Source organism: uncultured Cellulomonas sp. (assembly GCF_947494015.1).
Lineage (GTDB): Bacteria > Actinomycetota > Actinomycetes > Actinomycetales > Cellulomonadaceae > Pengzhenrongella.
Genome location: NZ_CANLTL010000013.1, coordinates 26,536 through 43,797, shown reverse-complemented (window position 1 = coordinate 43,797; position 17,262 = coordinate 26,536). Strand labels below are relative to the sequence as shown.

Below are 17,262 nucleotides of genomic sequence, written 5' to 3'. Positions count from 1 at the left end.
CGATGTCGGGTGCTGTCCGGTCCGGCCGCCACCGGCACCTGTCGGTGCTGTCGGGCGCGGCGGCCACGACTCCCCAGCCTACGGCGAGCGGGGCGGACGTGGGCACCGGGGCCACCCGGCCCCGGTCCCGCGTCGCCACGGTGCGGCGTCAGCGCACCGGGTCCAGCACGTCGACGTCGTCGCCGACGTCGGTCCGGTGCGCGCTGTCCCCCTCGGCGATGGCGTCCCCCTCGGCGGAGTCGTCGGTCGCGATGCCGGGCGGCGGTCCGCCGACGTCGGTCGCCCACGGGTCGTCGAGGCCGAGGTCGGCCGCGTCGGTCGACCCGGTCCCGTCACCGCCCGCACCGCCACCGCCCGCGCCACCGGCGCCGCCGGAGTCGCCGTGCCCGGACGTGACGTGCACCGTCCGCGCGAAGCTCGCCCGGCCGTAGGTGAGGTCCGGCCCGATCGCCAGCGCCTCGAGCACGAGCGACGTGCGCGGCCCGTCGGGGCCGTCCCACTGCTCGGTCGCGAGCCGCCCGTGCACCAGCACGGGGTCGCCCTTGCGCAGCGAGCCGGCGACGTTGAGCGCCGACTGCCGCCAGCTCTTGACCGTGAACCACTCGGTGCGGCCGTCGACCCACGTGTTCTGGGTCCGGTCGAACCACCGCCGGGTGGTGGCCATCCGGAAGCTGGTGAACGGCGTGACGGTCGCACCGGTGTAGTGCCTGGGCTCGGTCCCCACCCATCCGACCAGGGTCAGCGTCGGGTCGCTCGTGCTCATCGTTCCTCCTCGCGCGAGGGTCGACGGCGCCGACCCGGTGCTCGAGGCTCGCCGGTCGCACCGGCCCGGCGAGCGCCGATCCGGTCAGCCGGTGGACGGCGTCGCGGCGGGTGCGCCTGGGGTCGCCGGCGCGATCGGGTGGTCATCGGCGGCGGCCGTGCCGGCCAGGTCACGCACATGCCGGTGCTCGGCGAGCAGCGCCAGCGTCGGCTCCACGAGGCGGTGCGCCACGACGTCCTCCACGGCGGCCCGGCCCTCGCGCCGGACCGTCGCGGACCGGCGCCGCGCAGCGCGGCGGCGCGCCGACCGGGCGACGGCCCAGGCCCCGAGCGCCAGCACGGCGAGCAGCACCGCCAACCCCGCCCCGAGCCCCGCCGTGACCGGCACCCCCGCGACGGCGTCGGCCACGTCGGTGCCCAGCAGCGCATCGGCCCCCAGCGCCCCGGCGACCGCGACCGCGGCCAGACCCAGCACGACCGAGGCGAACGCGAACGCGGTCGCCGCACGCGACCGCCGGGCGGCCGGCGTGACGCCGGGCAGCGCCGATCCCACCGCCTGGGCGAGCTCGGCGGACGCGGGCAGGCGCTCGTCGAGGGACCGCCGCCACCCGACCGGCAGACCCCGTCCCACCTCGCCCAGCCAGCGGTGCCGAGCCAGTCCCACGGTGTGCGCCTGCACCGCGCCGACGGGCGCGACGGCGCCGGTGCCCCGCTGCACGGTGGCGCCCACCGCGTCGGCGATCGCGGGCAGCCCCGCCGCGTCGACCAGGGCGTCGACGACGGCGCCGGTGGGCAGGTGGTCGGGCGAGAGCTCGACCGCCGGTGCGACGTCCGTGGCGAGCGCGCGGCCGGCCACGGCGAGCTCCGCGCCGGCCCGGACGGCCGCCACGCTGGAGCCGGCCACCACCCCGGCGAGGGTGGCGCGCAGCTCGGTGATGCCCGTGCCCTCGGGGACGGACGTCGCCAGCACCGGCACCCCGACCAGTCCGTCCTCGGCGAGCAGGCGCCCGACGTCGGCCAGCAGGCGGTCGCGGACGTCGGCGGGCACGGTGTCGACCTGGTTCATCACGACGACCATCGCGGCCTCCTGCCCCACCAGCGCGCGCAGGTACGCCGAGTGCAGCGCGTCGTCGGCGTACTTCTGCGGGTCCACCACCCACACGAGCAGGTCGACCATCGGCAGCAGCCGGTCGACCACCTCGCGGTGGCCGGACGCCACCGAGTCGTGGTCGGGCAGGTCGAGCAGGACGAGCCCGCGCAGGTCGGCCTCGGCGTCGCCGTCGAGCGCCGTCTCGCGCTGGAACCGGCGGCCGGGCGCCACGCCGAGCCAGTCGAGCAGCGCCTCCCCCGACCGGCCCCAGACGCACGCGGTCGCCTCCGACGTCGTGGGTCGTCGTACGTCGACGTCGGCGAGGGGCAGCCCGCACAACGCGTTGAACAGGCTCGACTTGCCCGAGCCGGTGCCGCCGACCAGCGCGACCAGGGTGTGGTCGATGCCGCGGCCCAGCCGGTCGCGCACCGCGGCGACGGTGCGCCGCACGTCCTGGGCGACGCCGGGCGTCAGGCGGTCCCCGGCGGCGGCCAGCGCGGCATCGAGCGCCTCGACGCGGCCGGTGAGCTCGGAGCTCAGCGAGCGGTGCGCCCCGCGGGCGGGTGCTCCCCCGGCGCCGGCGGCGCCGGGCGGCCCGGCCGGGCGTCCCACGTGCCGTCCGTCGTGCGACTGGGTCATGTCAGCCCCTTGAGCACGGCCAGCCGCAGCCGCAGCCGCGACGCGGCGTCGGGTGCGAGGTCCGCGACGCCCAGCAGCTCCTCGAGCGACTCCGCCTCGCGGTCCACCGCCGCGCGGGCCTGCGCGGCGAGCGACGACCGGAGCCGGTCCGCGAGGGCGGCGCCGTCGCCCGGCAGGATCGCATCGAGCAGCGCGGAGGCCGGCTCGAGCCCGGCGGCGGCGGCCAGCACGACGGCGGCCAGACCTCGTGGACCCAGCGCGGCGGCGGCGTCGCCGGCGCGGCGGCGTTCCGGCCCGGACAGCAGGTCCCCGACCGCGGTCTCGGCCTCGGCCACCCAGGCCGCGGCCGCCGTGGCGGCGTCACGCTCGCGGGCCGCGACGTGGTCGGCGGCGGGCCAGCCCTCGACGAGCCCGGCGGCTCCGGGTGGCGCCGACGGCGCGGCCAGCCGGGACCGCAGCGCGACCTCGCCGGCGGCGCCCGCCGCGACCAGGTTCGCCGCGGCCGACGTCCGCAGGTCGTCCGTGAGCGTGACCAGCGCCGCCTCGCGCCGGCGGGCGGTCCGCCGGGTCCCGCGCAGCCTGCCGGACCGTCCCAGCACCCGGGTCAGCGGCCCGGGCCCGGTCGTGGCGTCGGTCCAGCGCACCCGCGCCGGTCCGTCCGCGAGCGCACCGGCCAGCACCGACGCCTGGGCGGCCCCGGCCGGACCGGAGACCGCGGCGGCGATCTCCACCCGCAGCACCGACGCCGCGTCGACCTGCGCCTGGACCGCGTCCGCCTGGCTGCCCACCCACGACCGCAGGGACGTCAGCGACCCACGCAGGGTGCGGGCGATGACGGCGCGCGCCCGGTCCGGGCCGGCCAGGGTGGTCAGCCACCGGTGGATCGGCGCGACGGCGGCGGCGTCCAGCAGCCCCTCGTGCGGCCCGGCGTCGGGCACGGTGAACAGCGGCACCGCCTGCATCCCCCGCTCACGTAGCCGCATCAGCAGGTCGCCTCGCACCGTCGCCAGCGCCTGCGCCGGGACTCGGTTGAGCACCATCGCGACGGACGCGCCCCGGGCCATCGCCCCCTCCAGCACGCGCCACGGCAGGGCGTCGCCGTAGCGCGCCGCGGTGGTCACGAACAGCCACAGGTCCGCGGCCTCGAGCAGGCGGTGCGCGACCTCGCGGTTCTGGGTGAGCACCGAGTCGAGGTCCGGGGCGTCGAGCAGCGTGATCCCGCGCGGGACCCGGTCGTGCACGACGACGTCGACGGCGCCGAGCAGCGGGTGGTCGGCGAGCAGATCTGCGTCGGCGGGGTGGTGCACGAGCACCGGGCGGCGGGTCGTGGGCCGCAGCACGCCGGCCGCGGAGACCTCGGTGCCCAGCAGCGAGTTCACCAGGGTGGACTTCCCGGCGCCGGTCGACCCGGCGGCCACGACCACCGCGGGTGCGGACAGCTCCTCCAGCCGCGGCAGGAGGTGGTCCGACAGCTGGTCGAGGAGCTGCCCGCGCGACGCGCGGGCGCCCTGGACACCGGGGATCTCCAGGGGGAACCGGGTGCGCTGCACGTCGCGCCGCAGATCCCGGACGGCGTCGAGCAGGGACGGCGTCACGGCGGGCGCCCCGACCGAGGGCTCGGCGGACGGCTCGCGGCTCGCGTCGGTCGCGTCGACAACCGGCTGCAGGCTCACCGTCCCATCCTCCCGTAGCGCCGTCGGTCGCTCCAAACGCCCGCGCCGGGGCGGGGGCGGCGGATCCGCCCGCACCGGCGCACGCCGGACCACCGTGCGAGCATGCCGGGATGAGCACGCCACCGCCGTTCACCACCCGTCCCGAGCTCGTCGGCACCGTCGGCATGGTCGCGTCCACGCACTGGCTCGCCTCGCAGTCCGGGATGGCGGTGCTCGAGGCGGGCGGCAACGCGTTCGACGCCGCGGTGGCGACCGGGATGGTCCTGCACGTCGTCGAGCCGCACCTGAACGGCCTGGGCGGTGACGTGCCGGTGATCGGGTGCGTCGCCGGCAGCGGCGAGCCGTTCGTGCTCAGCGGCCAGGGACCGTCGCCGGCCCTGGCGACCGCCGAGGCGTTCGCCGATCTCGGCGTGGACCTCGTCCCGGGCACCGGGCTGCTGCCCGCCGTCGTCCCGGGCGCCTTCGGTACCTGGATGGACCTGCTGGCGCGGTACGGGACGCTGCCGGTGCGCGACGTCCTGCAGTACGCGATCGGGAACGCGCGGTCCGGGGCGCCGATGCTGCCCCAGGCCGCGGCGACGGTGGCGCGGGTCGCGGACATGTTCAGCGAGCACTGGCCCACGTCGGCCGCGGTCTACCTCGCCGGCGGCCGTCCCCCGGGGCCCGGTGAGCGGTTCCGCAACGTCGCGCTGGCCGAGACGCTCGAGCGTCTGGTGGCGGCCGCGGATGCCGCGGGTCCGGACCGGGAGGCCGGGATCGAGGCCGCGCGCGCCGCGTTCTACGAGGGGTTCGTCGCGGAGGAGATCGACCGGTTTAGCGCGTCGACGTCGGTCATGGACGCCTCGGGCAGCCCGCACGCGGGGTTCCTGCGCTACGACGACCTCGCGTCGTGGCGGGTGCGCGAGGAGCGCGCCGCGACCGCCGAGCTCGCGGGCCGCACGATCGCCAAGACCGGGCCGTGGGGGCAGGGCCCCGCACTGCTGCAGCAGATCCGGGTGCTCGCCGGTCTGGACCTCACCGACACCCGGCCAGGCTCGGCCGAGCTGGTCCACGCCGTGGTGGAGGGCGCCAAGCTGGCCCTGGCCGACCGGGACGCCTGGTACGGGGACCCCGACCACACCGACGTGCCCCTGGACGACCTGCTGTCCGCGGCCTACGCCGGCGAGCGCCGCGCGCTGATCGGCACCGAGGCGTCCGACGAGCTGCGGCCGGGGCGTCCCGGTGGCCGCGAGCCCCGGCTGCCGCAGCGCGTGCTGGCCGAGGTCGAGGCCGCCCGTCGGGGCGGGGACGGTGGCGGGTCGTCGGCCCGCGCCGCGGGGGTCGGCGAGCCGACCTTCGCCCCCGACGCGGGACCGGACCCGCTGACCGGCACCGACCCGCGCACCGGCACCGACGGGGTCGCGCGGGGCGACACCTGCCACCTCGACGTCGTCGACTCCCGCGGCAACGTGGTGTCGGTGACCCCGAGCGGCGGCTGGCTGCAGAGCTCGCCGGTCATCCCCGCGCTCGGGTTCCCGCTGCCGACGCGCGCGCAGATGTTCTGGGTGGAGCAGGGCCTGCCCAACTCGCTGGCTCCGCGCAAGCGACCGCGCACGACCCTCAGCCCGACGCTCGTGCTGCGCGACGGCGCCGCCGAGCTCGCCTGCGGCACGCCCGGCGGCGACCAGCAGGACCAGTGGCAGCTGCCGTTCCTGCTCAACCACCTCGTGTTCGGGATGGGCATCCAGGAGGCGATCGACCAGCCCACCTGGCACACCACCCACCTCGTGTCGTCCTTCGACCCGCGGGAGATCGAGCTGCGCGGGCTGCACGCGGAGGATCGGCTGGGGCCGGACGTGCTGGCCGAGCTGCGCCGGCGCGGGCACCGGGTCACCGTCACCGGCCCGTGGTCGCTGGGCCGGCTCAGCGCCGTGGGCACCCGCCCGGACGGGATGCTCCGCGGCGCGGCCACCGCCCGCAGCATGCAGGCGTACGCGGTCGGTCGCTGACCGGCTGCCCGCCGGCCCGGATCGAACGCGCCGGGCCGCTGTGCGACGCTGTACGGGTGCGGGCCGCGCGGCCCCGGCCCCCATAGCTCAATGGATAGAGCAACGGCCTTCTAATCCGTAGGTTGCAGGTTCGAGTCCTGCTGGGGGCGCGCCAGGCCGGTCCCGCCGGCTGTGGCTCCGCTCACCGGCCGTAGCCCGCCTCTCACCTGCCGGGACCCGCCTGCCGGCCGCCCGGCTGGGGCCATGCCCGACGACGGCGCCCATCTCAGCGGTCGGGCGAGGAGCCCGCCGCCCACCCGTTCCCGCCGTCGTCCAGCCAGGGCCGCGGCGCGCCCGGCCCGTGCACGTCGACCACCGCGTCCACGCCGGACACCCGCAGCATCCGGCGCATCCGCTCGGGCACCTCCACGAGCGTGATCCGCTGCGTGAGCGGCAGCCCGCGCTGCGCCGCGAACAGCACGGACAGGGCCGCGGAGTCGAGGAACGAGACGTGCCCGAGGTCCACCACGACCAGGGCGCGGCCGGTGTCGACGGCGTTCCGCACGGCCGTGCGGAACGCGGGTGCGGTCGCGACGTCGAGCTCGCCGTGGGCCTCGACGACGACGGCTCCGGCGTGCAGCGACTGCGAGAACGACGTGGCCTCGCGGGCGGTCATGGCGACTCCTCCTCGTGCCGGGCCAGGTCGGCCCGATCGTGGACCACGAGCGCGACCGACGCCACACCCGCGAGCGACAGCACCCGGCGGATCCGCGAGCCGTCCGGGACGACCAGGCGCAGCGACTGCTGCCGGTCGCCGAGCTGGCGCGCGAGCCGGTAGATGAGCCGCACCCCCGTGCTGTCCAGGTAGGTGACCGCGGACAGGTCCAGGACCAGTCCGAGGGCGTGGTTGCTCACCGCGCGCTCGAGGCGCGAGCCGAGCGGCTCGACGTTGGCCAGGTCGATCGCGCCGGACAGCCGCACCAGGGGCCACCCCGCCTGGCCGGACTCCTCGACCCCGGGCGTGCTCATGCCCGGATCCGGTCGCCGGCCGGGCCGGCCGCCGGTGTGTCGGCCGACAGCGAGTGGGCGGACGGCGAGTGGGCGGACGGCGAGTGGGCGGACGGCCCGGCCGCCGTGTCGCCCGCCGCGGCCGAGCCGTCGTCGCCGCCTGCGAGCCGGCGGGTGAGCTCCACGTGGGTGCCACGCTCGCCGTGGGTGACCACGACGTCGTCCATCAGCTCGCGCATGAGCGACAGCCCGCGCCCGCGGTCGCGGCCGCGTGCCTCGCGCCAGTGCCCCCAGTCCCGCACCGTCAGGCGCACCAGCCCGTCGGTGGCCTGGCAGGTCACCTCGACGTCCGCCCGGCCGGGGCCGTAGGCATGCTCGATCGCGTTGGTCGTGGCCTCCGAGCAGGCGACCGTGATCTCGAAGACCTCCGGGTCGCTCGCGCCGGCCTCGGTGAGCCACCGCTCGAGCGTGCGCCGCAGCACGGCGAGCTGCTCCGCGTGCGCGGGCAGGACCAGCCGGAGCTGCGACCCCAGCCGCGCGCACGGTGCCACGGCGAGCAGAGCGACGTCGTCCTGCGGCGGCCGGCCGCCGAGCATCCCGGTCAGCAGCGCGTCGCACGTCTCGTCCGGCGTCCCGACCGGGACGGCCGCGAGCTCGCGCAGGCGGGCCATGCCGTCCGCCACCGGCAGGTCGCGGCTCTCGACCAGGCCGTCGGTGTACAGCAGCAGCAGGCTCCCGGGGGGAAGCCGGTGCACCGTGGTGACGTACTGCACCTCACGGACCGCGCCGATCGGCGGGTGCGGCTCCGGCTCGAGGAACTCCGCGGTCCGCAGGCGATCCGCGCCGTCCTCGCACACGAGCAGCGGCGGGTAGTGACCCGCGCTGGCCATCCGGACGGTCCCCAGCACGGGGTCGAGCACGGCGTACAGCACCGTCGCCATCGACCCGAGGTCCTGCTGGAGGCAGAGCCGGTTGAGGCGCTCGAGCACCGTGTGCGGGTCCGCGCCCTCCGCGGCGCACGCGCGCAGCGCGTTGCGGAGCTGGCCCATGCTGGCCGCGGCCTCCAGGTCGTGCCCGACGACGTCGCCCATCACCAGCCCCACCTCGCCGCTGGGCAGCGGGACGACGTCGTACCAGTCCCCGCCGACCTCGGTGCCCACCGCGCCGGGCTGGTAGCGCGCCGCCAGGTCCACGCCCGGCACGTGCGGCAGCCGGTCCGGCAGCAGGCTGCGCTGCAGCGACTCGGCGACGCCGCGCTCGCGGGCGAGCGTGCGCCCCAGCGCGCCGCCCAGCCGGCCGAGCAGCAGGGTCAGCCCGAGCATGGCGACCACGGCCGCGAGCGCGGCGCTGACCACCCGCCAGCGCACGTGCGCCCGGGCGGCGTCGGCGCCCCGCTGGCGCTGGTCGGCCTCCGACGCCATCGCGTCGGTGACGCTCGCCTGGACCGTGGTCAGCGCCTCGTACTGACGGTCCAGGTCGTCCAGGACGGCGCGCGCGGCCACGGGGTCCGTCGTCGCGAGCGCCCGCAGCCGCGTCGCCGTGGTGGCGTACTGCTCCTGCTGCGGGCGGATCGCGCTCAGCAGCGCGGTGACCTGGTCGGGGAGCTCGGGGACGTCGTCGACCTCGGCGAGGAAGCCGAGGTAGGCCTCGACGTCGCGGTCCACCTCGGCACCGGGGTTCCCCGCCGCCGGCCGGTCGGAGCGCAGCAGCCGGTAGGCGTCGGCGATCAGCGCGTCGTGCGCCATGTCGGCGTCCTGGAAGTGCGCCTGCGCGTCGGTGATGCGCCCGACGTCGTCGTGCGCGGCCTCGACGTCCTCCAGCGCGTCCAGCGCGGTGCCGACCAGCACGATCGGCAGCACCATCCCGGCCAGCCCGATGGCGACCATCTGCCGGCGCGGGGCGGACGCCTCGACGCCGTCCCCGGCCCGGCGCTGCGGCGTGGCGGTCCCCGGCGGGTGCTGCCCTCGGCGACGGACCACGGGGGCTCCCTCACGCGCTCGGCGGGACCGACGAGATGGTGGACCGGTGCCCGCACGGACCGCGGGTCACCACCGGCTCATCATGGCGCGGCTCGTGAGTGCGCGGTGGTGCTTCGACCGGGCCGCCGGCGACCGAGCGGGTGAAAGACGCCGCCCGTGCGTCGCCGGTGTCAGCGGGCAGCCGGGCCGTCCCCCGGCGTGCCGAACCCGCCCCCGGCCGGGCCGGACCCGCCCGCCGCCAGCTCGTCGACCGCTCGGCGCAGCGCGCCGAACCCGCGCACGAGGGCCGCGAGGTCGTCGGTCGCCAGCCGCGACAGGACCTCCTGCTCGTGCCACGCCGTGACCTTCGTCAGGCCGTCGACGATCGCGACCCCGGCCGGCGTCGCACGCAGCGGGCGGATGCGCCGGTCGCTCGCGTCGTGGTCCCGCACGACCAGGTCGCGCTCGACCAGGCGGTCCACGATGCCGGACACGGTGGCGGCGGTGAGCCCCAGGTCCTCGGCGACGTGGTGCGTGGTCACCGGCCCCGCGGTGACCACGACCATCAGCAGCTTGAGCTGCTGGATGGTCAGCGGCAGGGACATCACCGGGTCCATCCCGCGCCGCGCCGCGAAGGTCGACACCGCGTGCGTGTCGGCGCGGAGCCGGTCGAGCAGGTCGGCCCGGGACGGGTCGGCAGGACACGGGTCGACGCCGGCCGGGTCGAGCCCGTCACCGCCCGCACCGCCCGCGTACCCGCCGGCTCCCCGCTCCAACCTCGTTAGCCTCCGCCGAACCATTAGCCTGAGGCTTACTCTACTCCAGCACCCGTCGCCGCACTCGGCGTCGGCAGCCAGCCGTCCGCACCCCGCCGTCCGCACCCAGCCGTCCGCCCGCCAGTCAGCCCCGCCCGGAGAGCCATGTCACGCCTTGCCCAGTTCAGCCTGCGCAACCGCGCCCTGGTCGCGCTCGCCACCGTGCTGATCGCCGTCTTCGGCGTGGTGTCGCTGACGTCGCTCAAGCTCGAGCTCATCCCGTCGCTGCAGATCCCGACCCTGGCCGTGGTCGCGCCGTATCCCGGGTCGGCCCCGGAGGTGGTCGAGCAGCAGGTCACGATCCCGCTCGAGGACGCCGCCGGGACCCTCGACGGCGTGGAGAGCGTCACGTCCACGTCGAGCACCGGCGTGGCGACGGTCCTGGTCGACCTGGAGTACGGCACGGATCTGGACGCCGCCCAGCGCGAGCTGGAGTCCGCGGTTCGCGCCTCGGGCACCGGCCTGCCGGACGAGGTGGAGCCGACCGTGATCGCCGGCAGCCTCGACGACTTCCCCGTGGTGCAGCTCGCCGTGGCGTCCCCCGGCGACCTGGGCGAGCTCGCCGACCGGGTGCGGGCCGACGTCGTCCCGCGCCTGTCCGCGCTGGACGGCGTCCGCGACGTCACCGTGTCCGGCGCCCCGGTGGAGCGGATCGAGATCCGGCTCGACCAGATCGCGCTGCTCACCGCGGGGCTGTCCCCCACCGCGGTGAGCGACGCCCTGGCGCAGAACGGCTCGCTGCTGCCGCTCGGGACCCTCACCGAGGGGGACCGGACGCTGACCGTCCAGGCCGGGCAGGGCCTGTCGACCGTGGACGACGTCCGGGCGCTGCCGCTGCTCGGCGGCGCCGGTGCGCCGCTGACCCTCGGCGACGTCGCCGAGGTCGTCCGCACCGAGGCCCCGGCGACCTCGCTGGCCCGCACGAACGGCGAGCCGAGCCTGGCCGTCGCGATCACCAAGACCCCCGCCGGCAACACCGTGGACGTGTCCCACGCGGTCGACGAGCTGCGCCCCGAGCTCGAGGAGGTCCTCGGTGGCGACGCCACCTTCTCGGTCGTCTTCGACCAGGCCCCGTTCATCGAGCAGTCGGTCGAGGGACTGACCACCGAGGGCGGCCTCGGCCTGCTGTTCGCCGTCGTGGTGATCCTGGTGTTCCTCACCTCGATCCGGTCGACGCTGGTCACGGCGATCTCGATCCCGCTGTCCGTCCTGGTGACCTTCATCGGCCTGTACGTCGGCGGGTACAGCCTCAACATCCTCACGCTCGGTGCCCTCACCGTCGCCATCGGGCGCGTGGTGGACGACTCGATCGTCGTGATCGAGAACATCAAGCGGCACCTGTCCTACGGCGAGCCGAAGGCGGGCGCGATCTTCACGGCCGTCAAGGAGGTCGCGACCGCGATCACGTCCTCGACGCTGGCGACCGTCGCGGTGTTCCTGCCGATCGCGATCGTCGGCGGCCAGGTCGGCGAGCTGTTCCGGCCGTTCGCGATGACCGTGACCATCGCGCTGCTGGCGTCCCTGCTGGTCTCGCTGACGATCGTTCCCGTGCTCGCCTCGGTGTTCCTGCGCTCGCCCGCCGGCGAGGTCGACGCCGAGGCCGTGCGCGCCGAGGCCGACGTCCACGAGCGCCGCGGCCGGCTGCAGCGCGGGTACCTGCCCGTGCTGCGCGCGGCGATCCGCCACCCGGTCGTCACGGTGGCCGTCGCCGTCGTGCTGCTGGTCGCCACCGGCGCGGCGTCGCCGCTGCTCAAGACGAACTTCCTCGGCGACTCGGGCCAGAACACCCTCACGGTCAGCCAGGTCCTGGAGCCGGGGACGTCGCTCGCCGCCAAGGACGAGGCCGCCCGCGCCGTCGAGGAGGTCCTGCTGGACGTCGACGGCGTGGTGACCGTGCAGACCACCGTCGGCGGCGGCGAGGGCTTCGCCGCCTTCCTCGGTGGCGGCTCGGACGCCTCGTTCGCCGTCACCACCGACCCCGACGCGGACGCCGAGGCCCTGCTCGGCACCGTCCGGGCGGAGGTCGCCGACCTGCCCGACGCCGGGGAGATCACCGTCAGCGGCGGCGACACGGGCTTCGCCTCCGCCGTCGAGGTCGTCGTCACCGCGACCGACGACGCCGCGCTGGACGAGGCCTCGGCCCGCGTGCTGGACGTCGTCCGCGGCATCGACGGCGTCTCCGACGTCACGAGCAACGCGGCGGTCGTGCAGCCCACCGTGCAGGTCGTCGTCGACCGCGCCGCCGCCGCGGCCGCGGGACTGAGCGAGGCCGCCGTCGCCCAGGTGGTGGCCGGGTCCATCCAGGCGGTCCCCGTCGGGTCGGTCACGCTGGACGACGGCGTGCTCGACGTCGTGCTGTCCGCCGGTGCCGAGCCGGCCGACCTGGACGCCCTGCGGGCCACCCCAGTGCCGACGGCGACCGGGGTCGTCCCGCTGGCCGCGCTCGCCGCGGTCGAGGAGGTCCAGGTGCCCACCACCGTGACCCGGGTCGACGGCGACCGCAGCGTCACGGTGTCGGCCACCCCGGTCGGCGACGACCTCGGGTCGCTGACCGCCGCGCTGCAGTCCGCGCTGGACGACCTCGAGCTGCCGGCGGGCGCCTCCGCGGAGGTCGGCGGGGTCTCGGCCGACCAGAGCGAGGCGTTCGGGCAGCTCGGCCTCGCGCTGGTCGTCGCGATCGCCATCGTCTACCTGGTCATGGTCGCGACCTTCCGCTCGCTCGTGCAGCCGCTGATCCTGCTGGTGTCGATCCCGTTCGCGGCGATCGGCGCGCTCGGCCTGCTGCTGGTCACCGGGGTGCCGCTGGGGGTCGCGGCGCTGATCGGGATGCTCATGCTGATCGGCATCGTGGTGACCAACGCGATCGTGCTCATCGACCTCGTGAACCAGTACCGCGAGGGCGGCAGCTCCCCGCGCGACGCGGTGCTGGAGGGCGCCCGGCAGCGGCTGCGGCCGATCCTCATGACCGCGGCCGCGACGATCCTCGCCCTGACGCCGATGGCGTTCGGCCTCACCGGCGGCGGCGCGTTCATCTCCCAGCCGCTGGCCATCGTGGTGATCGGCGGGCTCGTGTCCTCGACCCTGCTGACGCTGGTCCTGGTCCCGGTGCTGTACCTCGCGGTCGAGCGCCTGCGCGGCCACCGCGGGCGCCGGGTGCGCCACGCCGCCTGAGCCGGGTCCCCCGGCGGGCTAGGTCCCGGGCAGGTTCCGCGGCGGCTGCGGGCTCCAGCCCGGGTCCGGCTCGCTACGCGGCAGCCCGTGCAGCACGTGCAAGCGGTCGACGACGGTCACGACGCCGACCACGGCGAGGGCCAGGCCGGTCGCGGCGATGACGTCGGTCAGGAAGTGGTACCCCAGGTAGAGCCGGCTCAGCGCCACCGCGGTGACGCCGACCAGGCTCAGCAGCAGCCACCCCACGACCGACCGGGTCGTGCGGCTGCGGCTGGCCACGAGGTACGCCGCGACGAACAGGAACGTCGCGGTCCCGATGGTGTGCCCGGACGGGAACGAGCCGGTCGTCTCCGAGCCGGGGATGTACATCGTCTCCTCGGGCGGCCGGGGCCGGGCGACCAGCCCCTTGACCGCGAGCGACAGCAGGGTCGAGCCGATCATCGCCCCGGCCAGCAGCAGCGGTCGCCACCACTCGCGTCGCACCCGCCCCCAGACCAGGCACACCACCAGGACGACGATCGGCAGCACGGTGGGCCCGGTGATGAAGGTCAGCCCCGCCAGCAAGGAGGTCGCGACGTCGTTGCGCGCCGCGACGAGGAACTCCAGGACGGGCCGGTCCAGCAGGGAGAAGTCGTCGCGCTCGTCGACCGCGTCGTACATCGCGCCGAAGACCAGCACGCCGAGGCCGATCAGCAGCACCCCGGGGACGACGGCGCGCAGCACCGGCTGGTGGGCGTACCAGGTCACGGCGCGACGGACGGGGGTTGTGGCTGGCATCCGGCGAACGCTACCTGCGGCTCCTCCGGCGCGCCGTCCGAGGGCACGACGGCCCGGCCGAAAAAGACGTGCCCCGGCCGGTGGCGCGGTGGTGAGGTGAGCACACCGCGGTGACGTCCCGGGCCCGGCCAGGCCCATCCCCACCACGTCACGAAGAGAGACACCGATGTACCGCCTCCCCGTCCGCAGCTCGCTGTGGTCCCGCCGCTCGGCGGACCGCATCGACCGGCTGGTCGCCGCCCGCCGGAGCAGCCCCGCGGCGACCCTGCCGCTCCACCTCGGGTTGCGCTGAGCGCCGCATGCCGGCGTCCGGCGTGCCTGAGGCCCGGCAGAGCTCCGGGCAGAACCTCAGGCAGACCACCACGCAGGCCACCAGGCCGATCCGCCCCACCGGACGGGCCCGACCCACGACGGGTCGGGCCCGTCCGCACGTGGCGGGCACCGCGCGCACGGCCGCCGCACCCGTACCCTGAGCCGGTGAGCGTCAACAGCACCGGCAGCAACGACCGCATCGTCTGGATCGACTGCGAGATGACCGGCCTGGACCTGGGCGCCGACGCCTTGGTCGAGGTGGCCGTCATCGTCACGGACTCCGACCTGAACGTGCTGGGCGAGGGCGTCGACGTCGTGATCACGCCCCCGGCGGACGCCCTGGAGCAGATGGGCGACTTCGTGCGCGAGATGCACACCACGTCCGGACTGCTCGAGGACCTGCCGAACGGCACCACGCTGGCCGACGCCGAGGCACGGATCCTGGCCTACCTGCGCGAGTGGATCCCGGAGCCGGGCCGTGCACCGCTGGCCGGCAACTCGGTCGGCACCGACAAGGCGTTCCTCGACCGGGACATGCCCGAGCTGATGCAGCACCTGCACTACCGGATCATCGACGTGTCCTCGATCAAGGAGCTCGCCCGCCGGTGGTACCCGCGGGTGTACTTCGCCTCCCCCGAGAAGTCCGGCGGGCACCGCGCGCTGGCGGACATCCTGGAGAGCATCGACGAGCTGCGCTACTACCGGGCGGCGCTGCTGGTGCCGCTGCCCGGACCGGACTCTGCGAGCGCCAGGGCCATCGCCGCCGAGGTCAAGGCGACCTCGGTGGCCCGTCGCGACGACGTCGCCGGGGCGCGCTGAGCGACGCGCCGTCGCCGCCCCACCGGGTGGTGCCGGACGCCGGTCAAGGCACCGCCGCGAAACCCGCTACACTTCTCGTCGGCCGGTCAGCACGACGCCGGTCATGGTGGCTATAGCTCAGCCTGGTAGAGCACCTGGTTGTGGTCCAGGGGGTCGCGGGTTCAAGTCCCGTTAGCCACCCGCACGAACGGCGTCCGGCCCTTGGGCCGGACGCCGTTCCTCGTCTCGTCGATGCCGCGCCGCCGCGACGGCCCGCCTAGGCAGCGACGCGCGCCGCGACGGCGTCGGCGAACCGGTCGAGCGCGCCGTCGGCGAAGGACAGGAACAGCGACGGCTCGGTGAGCTCGACCTCGAGGACGACCGGCGCGCCGTCCGGCCCCTGCAGCAGGTCGACCCGGGTGTACAGCAGCGGCCCGTCGCCCGCGCCGGGGACCAGGTCGGCGACGGCCGCCACGACCCGGTCGCCGATCGCCCGCTCCTCGTCGGTCGCCTCGCGCGCGGCCATCTCCTCGGGCTTGAACAGGCCCTCGACGCCCCGGTACGGGCCCTCGAGCAGCGGGCCCTTGCGCACCGAGTGGCTGAACCGCCCGTCCACGTACACCAGTGCCGTCTCGCCCGCGGTGTCGACGCGGGACAGGTACGGCTGGATCATCACGTGCCGGCCCGCTCGCAGCAGGTCGCGGGCGTGCACGATCGCCATCCCGCGCTCGTCGGCCTCGTTCGCGTCGTAGCGCCCGACGTCCTTGGCGCCCGCGCTCACCGTCGGCTTGATGACGAAGTGGCCGGTGGCCGGGAACCGGGTGTGCACGGCCCGCGAGGTCAGGTTGCGGGCCGGGTCCAGCCAGATGGTCGGCACGGTCGGCAGCCCGGCCGCCTCCAGGTCGCGCAGGTACCCCTTGTCGGTGTTCCACGCGAGCACGGACGCGGGGTTGGCGACGGCGGGCAGGGACGACGCCCAGGCGAGGAAGTCCTCGCGGCGCGGCGAGTAGTCCCAGGTGTTGCGGACGACGACGAGGTCGAAGGTGCTCCAGTCCACCGCGGGGTCGTCCCACACGGCGGCGACCGCCTGCACCCCGCGGGCGTCGAGGGCGCCGATCACCGGCGCGTCGTCGGCGTCGAGTCCGGGGAAGGTGGAGCAGGTGGCCAGGGCGATCCGCGGCGTCGTCATGGCCGCAGGCTACCGGCGCGGACCGGTGCCGGCCGGTGCGTGCGCGCCGTCGGTCATGCGGTGCAGCGCGGTCAGCACCGACTCGGCCGTGACCACCCCGACGCCGGCGCCGGCGTCGTCGTGCACCCTCAGGCCGCCCGGCGGGGCCGTCGCGAGGGCGCCGAGCACCTCGTCGAGCGGCGCACCGAGCGCGACGGCCGACGTGACGGCGGGCTCGGCGCCGCCGCCCACCGCGGCAGCCGGGTCGCCGGGGACGACGTCGGCGCGCTCGAGCCGGCCGAGCCCGAGCAGGCGCACCGCTCCCCCGCGGCCGACGAAGTCTGCGACCATCGCGGTCGCGGGACGGGCCAGCAGCCGCACCGGGTCGGCGAGCTGCTCGAGGTGACCGCCGCGGCTGAACACGGCCACCCGGTCGGCGAGCCGCACGGCCTCGTCGATGTCGTGCGTGACCAGCAGCACGGTGGTCCCGAGCTCGCGCCGGATCCGACCGAACTCGGTCTGCAGGCGTCGCCGCCCGACCGGGTCGACCGCGCCGAACGGCTCGTCCATGAGCAGCACGGGCGGGTCGGTCGCGAGGGCCCGCGCGACCCCGACCCGCTGCCGCTCGCCACCGGACAGCTGGTGCGGGTAGCGGCGCGCGTAGGTGCTCGGTGCCAGACCGACGAGCTCGAGCAGGTCGGTGACCCGCGAGCGCGTGCGATCACGGGCCCAGCCCAGCAGGTGCGGCACGGTCGCGACGTTCTGCTCGACGGTGCGGTGCGGGAACAGCCCCACGTTCTGGATCACGTAGCCCATCCGCCGGCGCAGCTCGACGGGGTCCGTGCCGGCGACGTCCTCGCCCTCCACCACGACCCGGCCCGACGTCGGCTCCACGAGCCGGTTGGCCATCCGCAGCGTCGTGGACTTGCCGCACCCCGACGGGCCCACCAGGGCGAGCAGCTCGTGCGTGCGCACGTCGAGGTCCAGCTCCTCGACGGCGACCGTGCCGTCGTCGTACTCCTTGCGCACTCGCTCGTAGCGGATGACGGGCGCCGCGGCGTCGCTCATGCGCTGCACGCTACCCGCCCGCCGCGCCGTCACTGCCGCGTCACGCGCCGTCGCCC

Annotated in this window: 14 protein-coding genes and 2 tRNA genes; 6 read left to right on the top strand and 10 right to left on the bottom strand. The window is 76.1% G+C overall.

Annotated features, from left to right (window positions below):
• Positions 1-148: 148 nt before the first annotated feature.
• The 3 genes from Q0840_RS14395 to Q0840_RS14385 form a co-directional block, all read right to left on the bottom strand.
• A complete protein-coding gene (locus tag Q0840_RS14395) occupies positions 149-763 on the bottom strand; it encodes a single-stranded DNA-binding protein (RefSeq protein WP_298460533.1) in 615 nt (204 codons plus the stop codon).
• 84 nt (positions 764-847) lie between these two features.
• A complete protein-coding gene (locus Q0840_RS14390; RefSeq protein ID WP_298460531.1) occupies positions 848-2,491 on the bottom strand; it encodes a GTPase in 1,644 nt (547 codons plus the stop codon).
• A complete protein-coding gene (locus tag Q0840_RS14385) occupies positions 2,488-4,164 on the bottom strand; it encodes a GTPase (RefSeq protein ID WP_298460529.1) in 1,677 nt (558 codons plus the stop codon). Before Q0840_RS14385 ends, Q0840_RS14390 begins: the two co-directional genes overlap by 4 nt.
• 110 nt (positions 4,165-4,274) lie before the next feature.
• Between Q0840_RS14385 and Q0840_RS14380 the strand changes: the two genes are divergently transcribed.
• Complete coding sequence (locus Q0840_RS14380; protein WP_298460527.1) at positions 4,275-6,152, top strand: gamma-glutamyltransferase family protein; 1,878 nt, start codon at positions 4,275-4,277, stop codon at positions 6,150-6,152.
• Between the two features lie 76 nt (positions 6,153-6,228).
• Positions 6,229-6,301 (top strand) — tRNA-Arg (locus Q0840_RS14375).
• Positions 6,302-6,417: 116 nt separating this feature from the next.
• Here the strand turns inward: Q0840_RS14375 and Q0840_RS14370 are convergent.
• From Q0840_RS14370 to Q0840_RS14355, 4 genes are all read right to left on the bottom strand, one after another.
• On the bottom strand, positions 6,418-6,807 hold the full coding sequence (locus tag Q0840_RS14370; protein ID WP_298460525.1) for an STAS domain-containing protein: 390 nt from the start codon (positions 6,805-6,807) through the stop codon (positions 6,418-6,420).
• A complete protein-coding gene (locus Q0840_RS14365; protein ID WP_298460523.1) occupies positions 6,804-7,160 on the bottom strand; it encodes an STAS domain-containing protein in 357 nt (118 codons plus the stop codon). Before Q0840_RS14365 ends, Q0840_RS14370 begins: the two co-directional genes overlap by 4 nt.
• Entirely contained in the window at positions 7,157-9,118 is a 1,962-nt protein-coding gene (locus tag Q0840_RS14360) for a SpoIIE family protein phosphatase (protein ID WP_298460520.1), read from the bottom strand. The genes Q0840_RS14365 and Q0840_RS14360 overlap by 4 nt, the downstream gene beginning before the upstream one ends.
• Before the next feature lie 170 nt (positions 9,119-9,288).
• The gene (locus Q0840_RS14355) at positions 9,289-9,873 is read right to left on the bottom strand and encodes a MarR family winged helix-turn-helix transcriptional regulator (RefSeq protein WP_298460518.1); all 585 of its coding nucleotides are present in this window, start codon (positions 9,871-9,873) and stop codon (positions 9,289-9,291) included.
• Positions 9,874-10,017: 144 nt separating this feature from the next.
• Between Q0840_RS14355 and Q0840_RS14350 the strand changes: the two genes are divergently transcribed.
• Complete coding sequence (locus Q0840_RS14350) at positions 10,018-13,083, top strand: efflux RND transporter permease subunit (protein ID WP_298460515.1); 3,066 nt, start codon at positions 10,018-10,020, stop codon at positions 13,081-13,083.
• A gap of 18 nt (positions 13,084-13,101) precedes the next feature.
• Here the strand turns inward: Q0840_RS14350 and Q0840_RS14345 are convergent, their stop codons facing one another.
• Positions 13,102-13,860: a phosphatase PAP2 family protein gene (locus tag Q0840_RS14345; protein ID WP_298460513.1), complete on the bottom strand. Its 759-nt coding sequence runs from the start codon at positions 13,858-13,860 to the stop codon at positions 13,102-13,104.
• A gap of 166 nt (positions 13,861-14,026) precedes the next feature.
• On the opposite strand from Q0840_RS14345, the gene Q0840_RS14340 reads away from it, so the two are divergent.
• The 3 genes from Q0840_RS14340 (at position 14,027) to Q0840_RS14330 (ending at position 15,171) form a co-directional block, all read left to right on the top strand.
• Positions 14,027-14,152: a hypothetical protein gene (locus tag Q0840_RS14340; RefSeq protein ID WP_298460511.1), complete on the top strand. Its 126-nt coding sequence runs from the start codon at positions 14,027-14,029 to the stop codon at positions 14,150-14,152.
• 185 nt (positions 14,153-14,337) lie between these two features.
• The gene (orn, locus tag Q0840_RS14335; protein WP_298460509.1) at positions 14,338-14,991 is read left to right on the top strand and encodes an oligoribonuclease; all 654 of its coding nucleotides are present in this window, start codon (positions 14,338-14,340) and stop codon (positions 14,989-14,991) included.
• Positions 14,992-15,097: 106 nt separating this feature from the next.
• Positions 15,098-15,171 (top strand) — tRNA-His (locus Q0840_RS14330).
• 76 nt (positions 15,172-15,247) lie between these two features.
• On the opposite strand, the gene Q0840_RS14325 is transcribed toward Q0840_RS14330, so the two are convergent.
• Positions 15,248-16,159, bottom strand: coding sequence for a RimK family alpha-L-glutamate ligase (locus Q0840_RS14325; protein ID WP_298460508.1), 912 nt, complete (start codon positions 16,157-16,159; stop codon positions 15,248-15,250).
• A gap of 9 nt (positions 16,160-16,168) precedes the next feature.
• Positions 16,169-17,206, bottom strand: a complete 1,038-nt coding sequence (locus Q0840_RS14320; RefSeq protein ID WP_298460507.1) for an ABC transporter ATP-binding protein — start codon at positions 17,204-17,206, stop codon at positions 16,169-16,171.
• Positions 17,207-17,262 lie beyond the last annotated feature (56 nt).

Bases quoted from the DNA above. Each gene is read 5' to 3' on its own strand.
- Q0840_RS14380 (WP_298460527.1), top strand. From the start codon at position 4,275: ATGAGCACGCCACCGCCGTTCACCACCCGTCCCGAGCTCGTCGGCACC.
- Q0840_RS14390 (WP_298460531.1), bottom strand. From the start codon at position 2,491: ATGACCCAGTCGCACGACGGACGGCACGTGGGACGCCCGGCCGGGCCG.
- Q0840_RS14395 (WP_298460533.1), bottom strand. From the start codon at position 763: ATGAGCACGAGCGACCCGACGCTGACCCTGGTCGGATGGGTGGGGACC.
- Q0840_RS14345 (WP_298460513.1), bottom strand. From the start codon at position 13,860: ATGCCAGCCACAACCCCCGTCCGTCGCGCCGTGACCTGGTACGCCCAC.
- Q0840_RS14320 (WP_298460507.1), bottom strand. From the start codon at position 17,206: ATGAGCGACGCCGCGGCGCCCGTCATCCGCTACGAGCGAGTGCGCAAG.
- Q0840_RS14365 (WP_298460523.1), bottom strand. From the start codon at position 7,160: ATGAGCACGCCCGGGGTCGAGGAGTCCGGCCAGGCGGGGTGGCCCCTG.
- Q0840_RS14340 (WP_298460511.1), top strand. From the start codon at position 14,027: ATGTACCGCCTCCCCGTCCGCAGCTCGCTGTGGTCCCGCCGCTCGGCG.
- Q0840_RS14350 (WP_298460515.1), top strand. From the start codon at position 10,018: ATGTCACGCCTTGCCCAGTTCAGCCTGCGCAACCGCGCCCTGGTCGCG.
- Q0840_RS14370 (WP_298460525.1), bottom strand. From the start codon at position 6,807: ATGACCGCCCGCGAGGCCACGTCGTTCTCGCAGTCGCTGCACGCCGGA.
- Q0840_RS14325 (WP_298460508.1), bottom strand. From the start codon at position 16,159: ATGACGACGCCGCGGATCGCCCTGGCCACCTGCTCCACCTTCCCCGGA.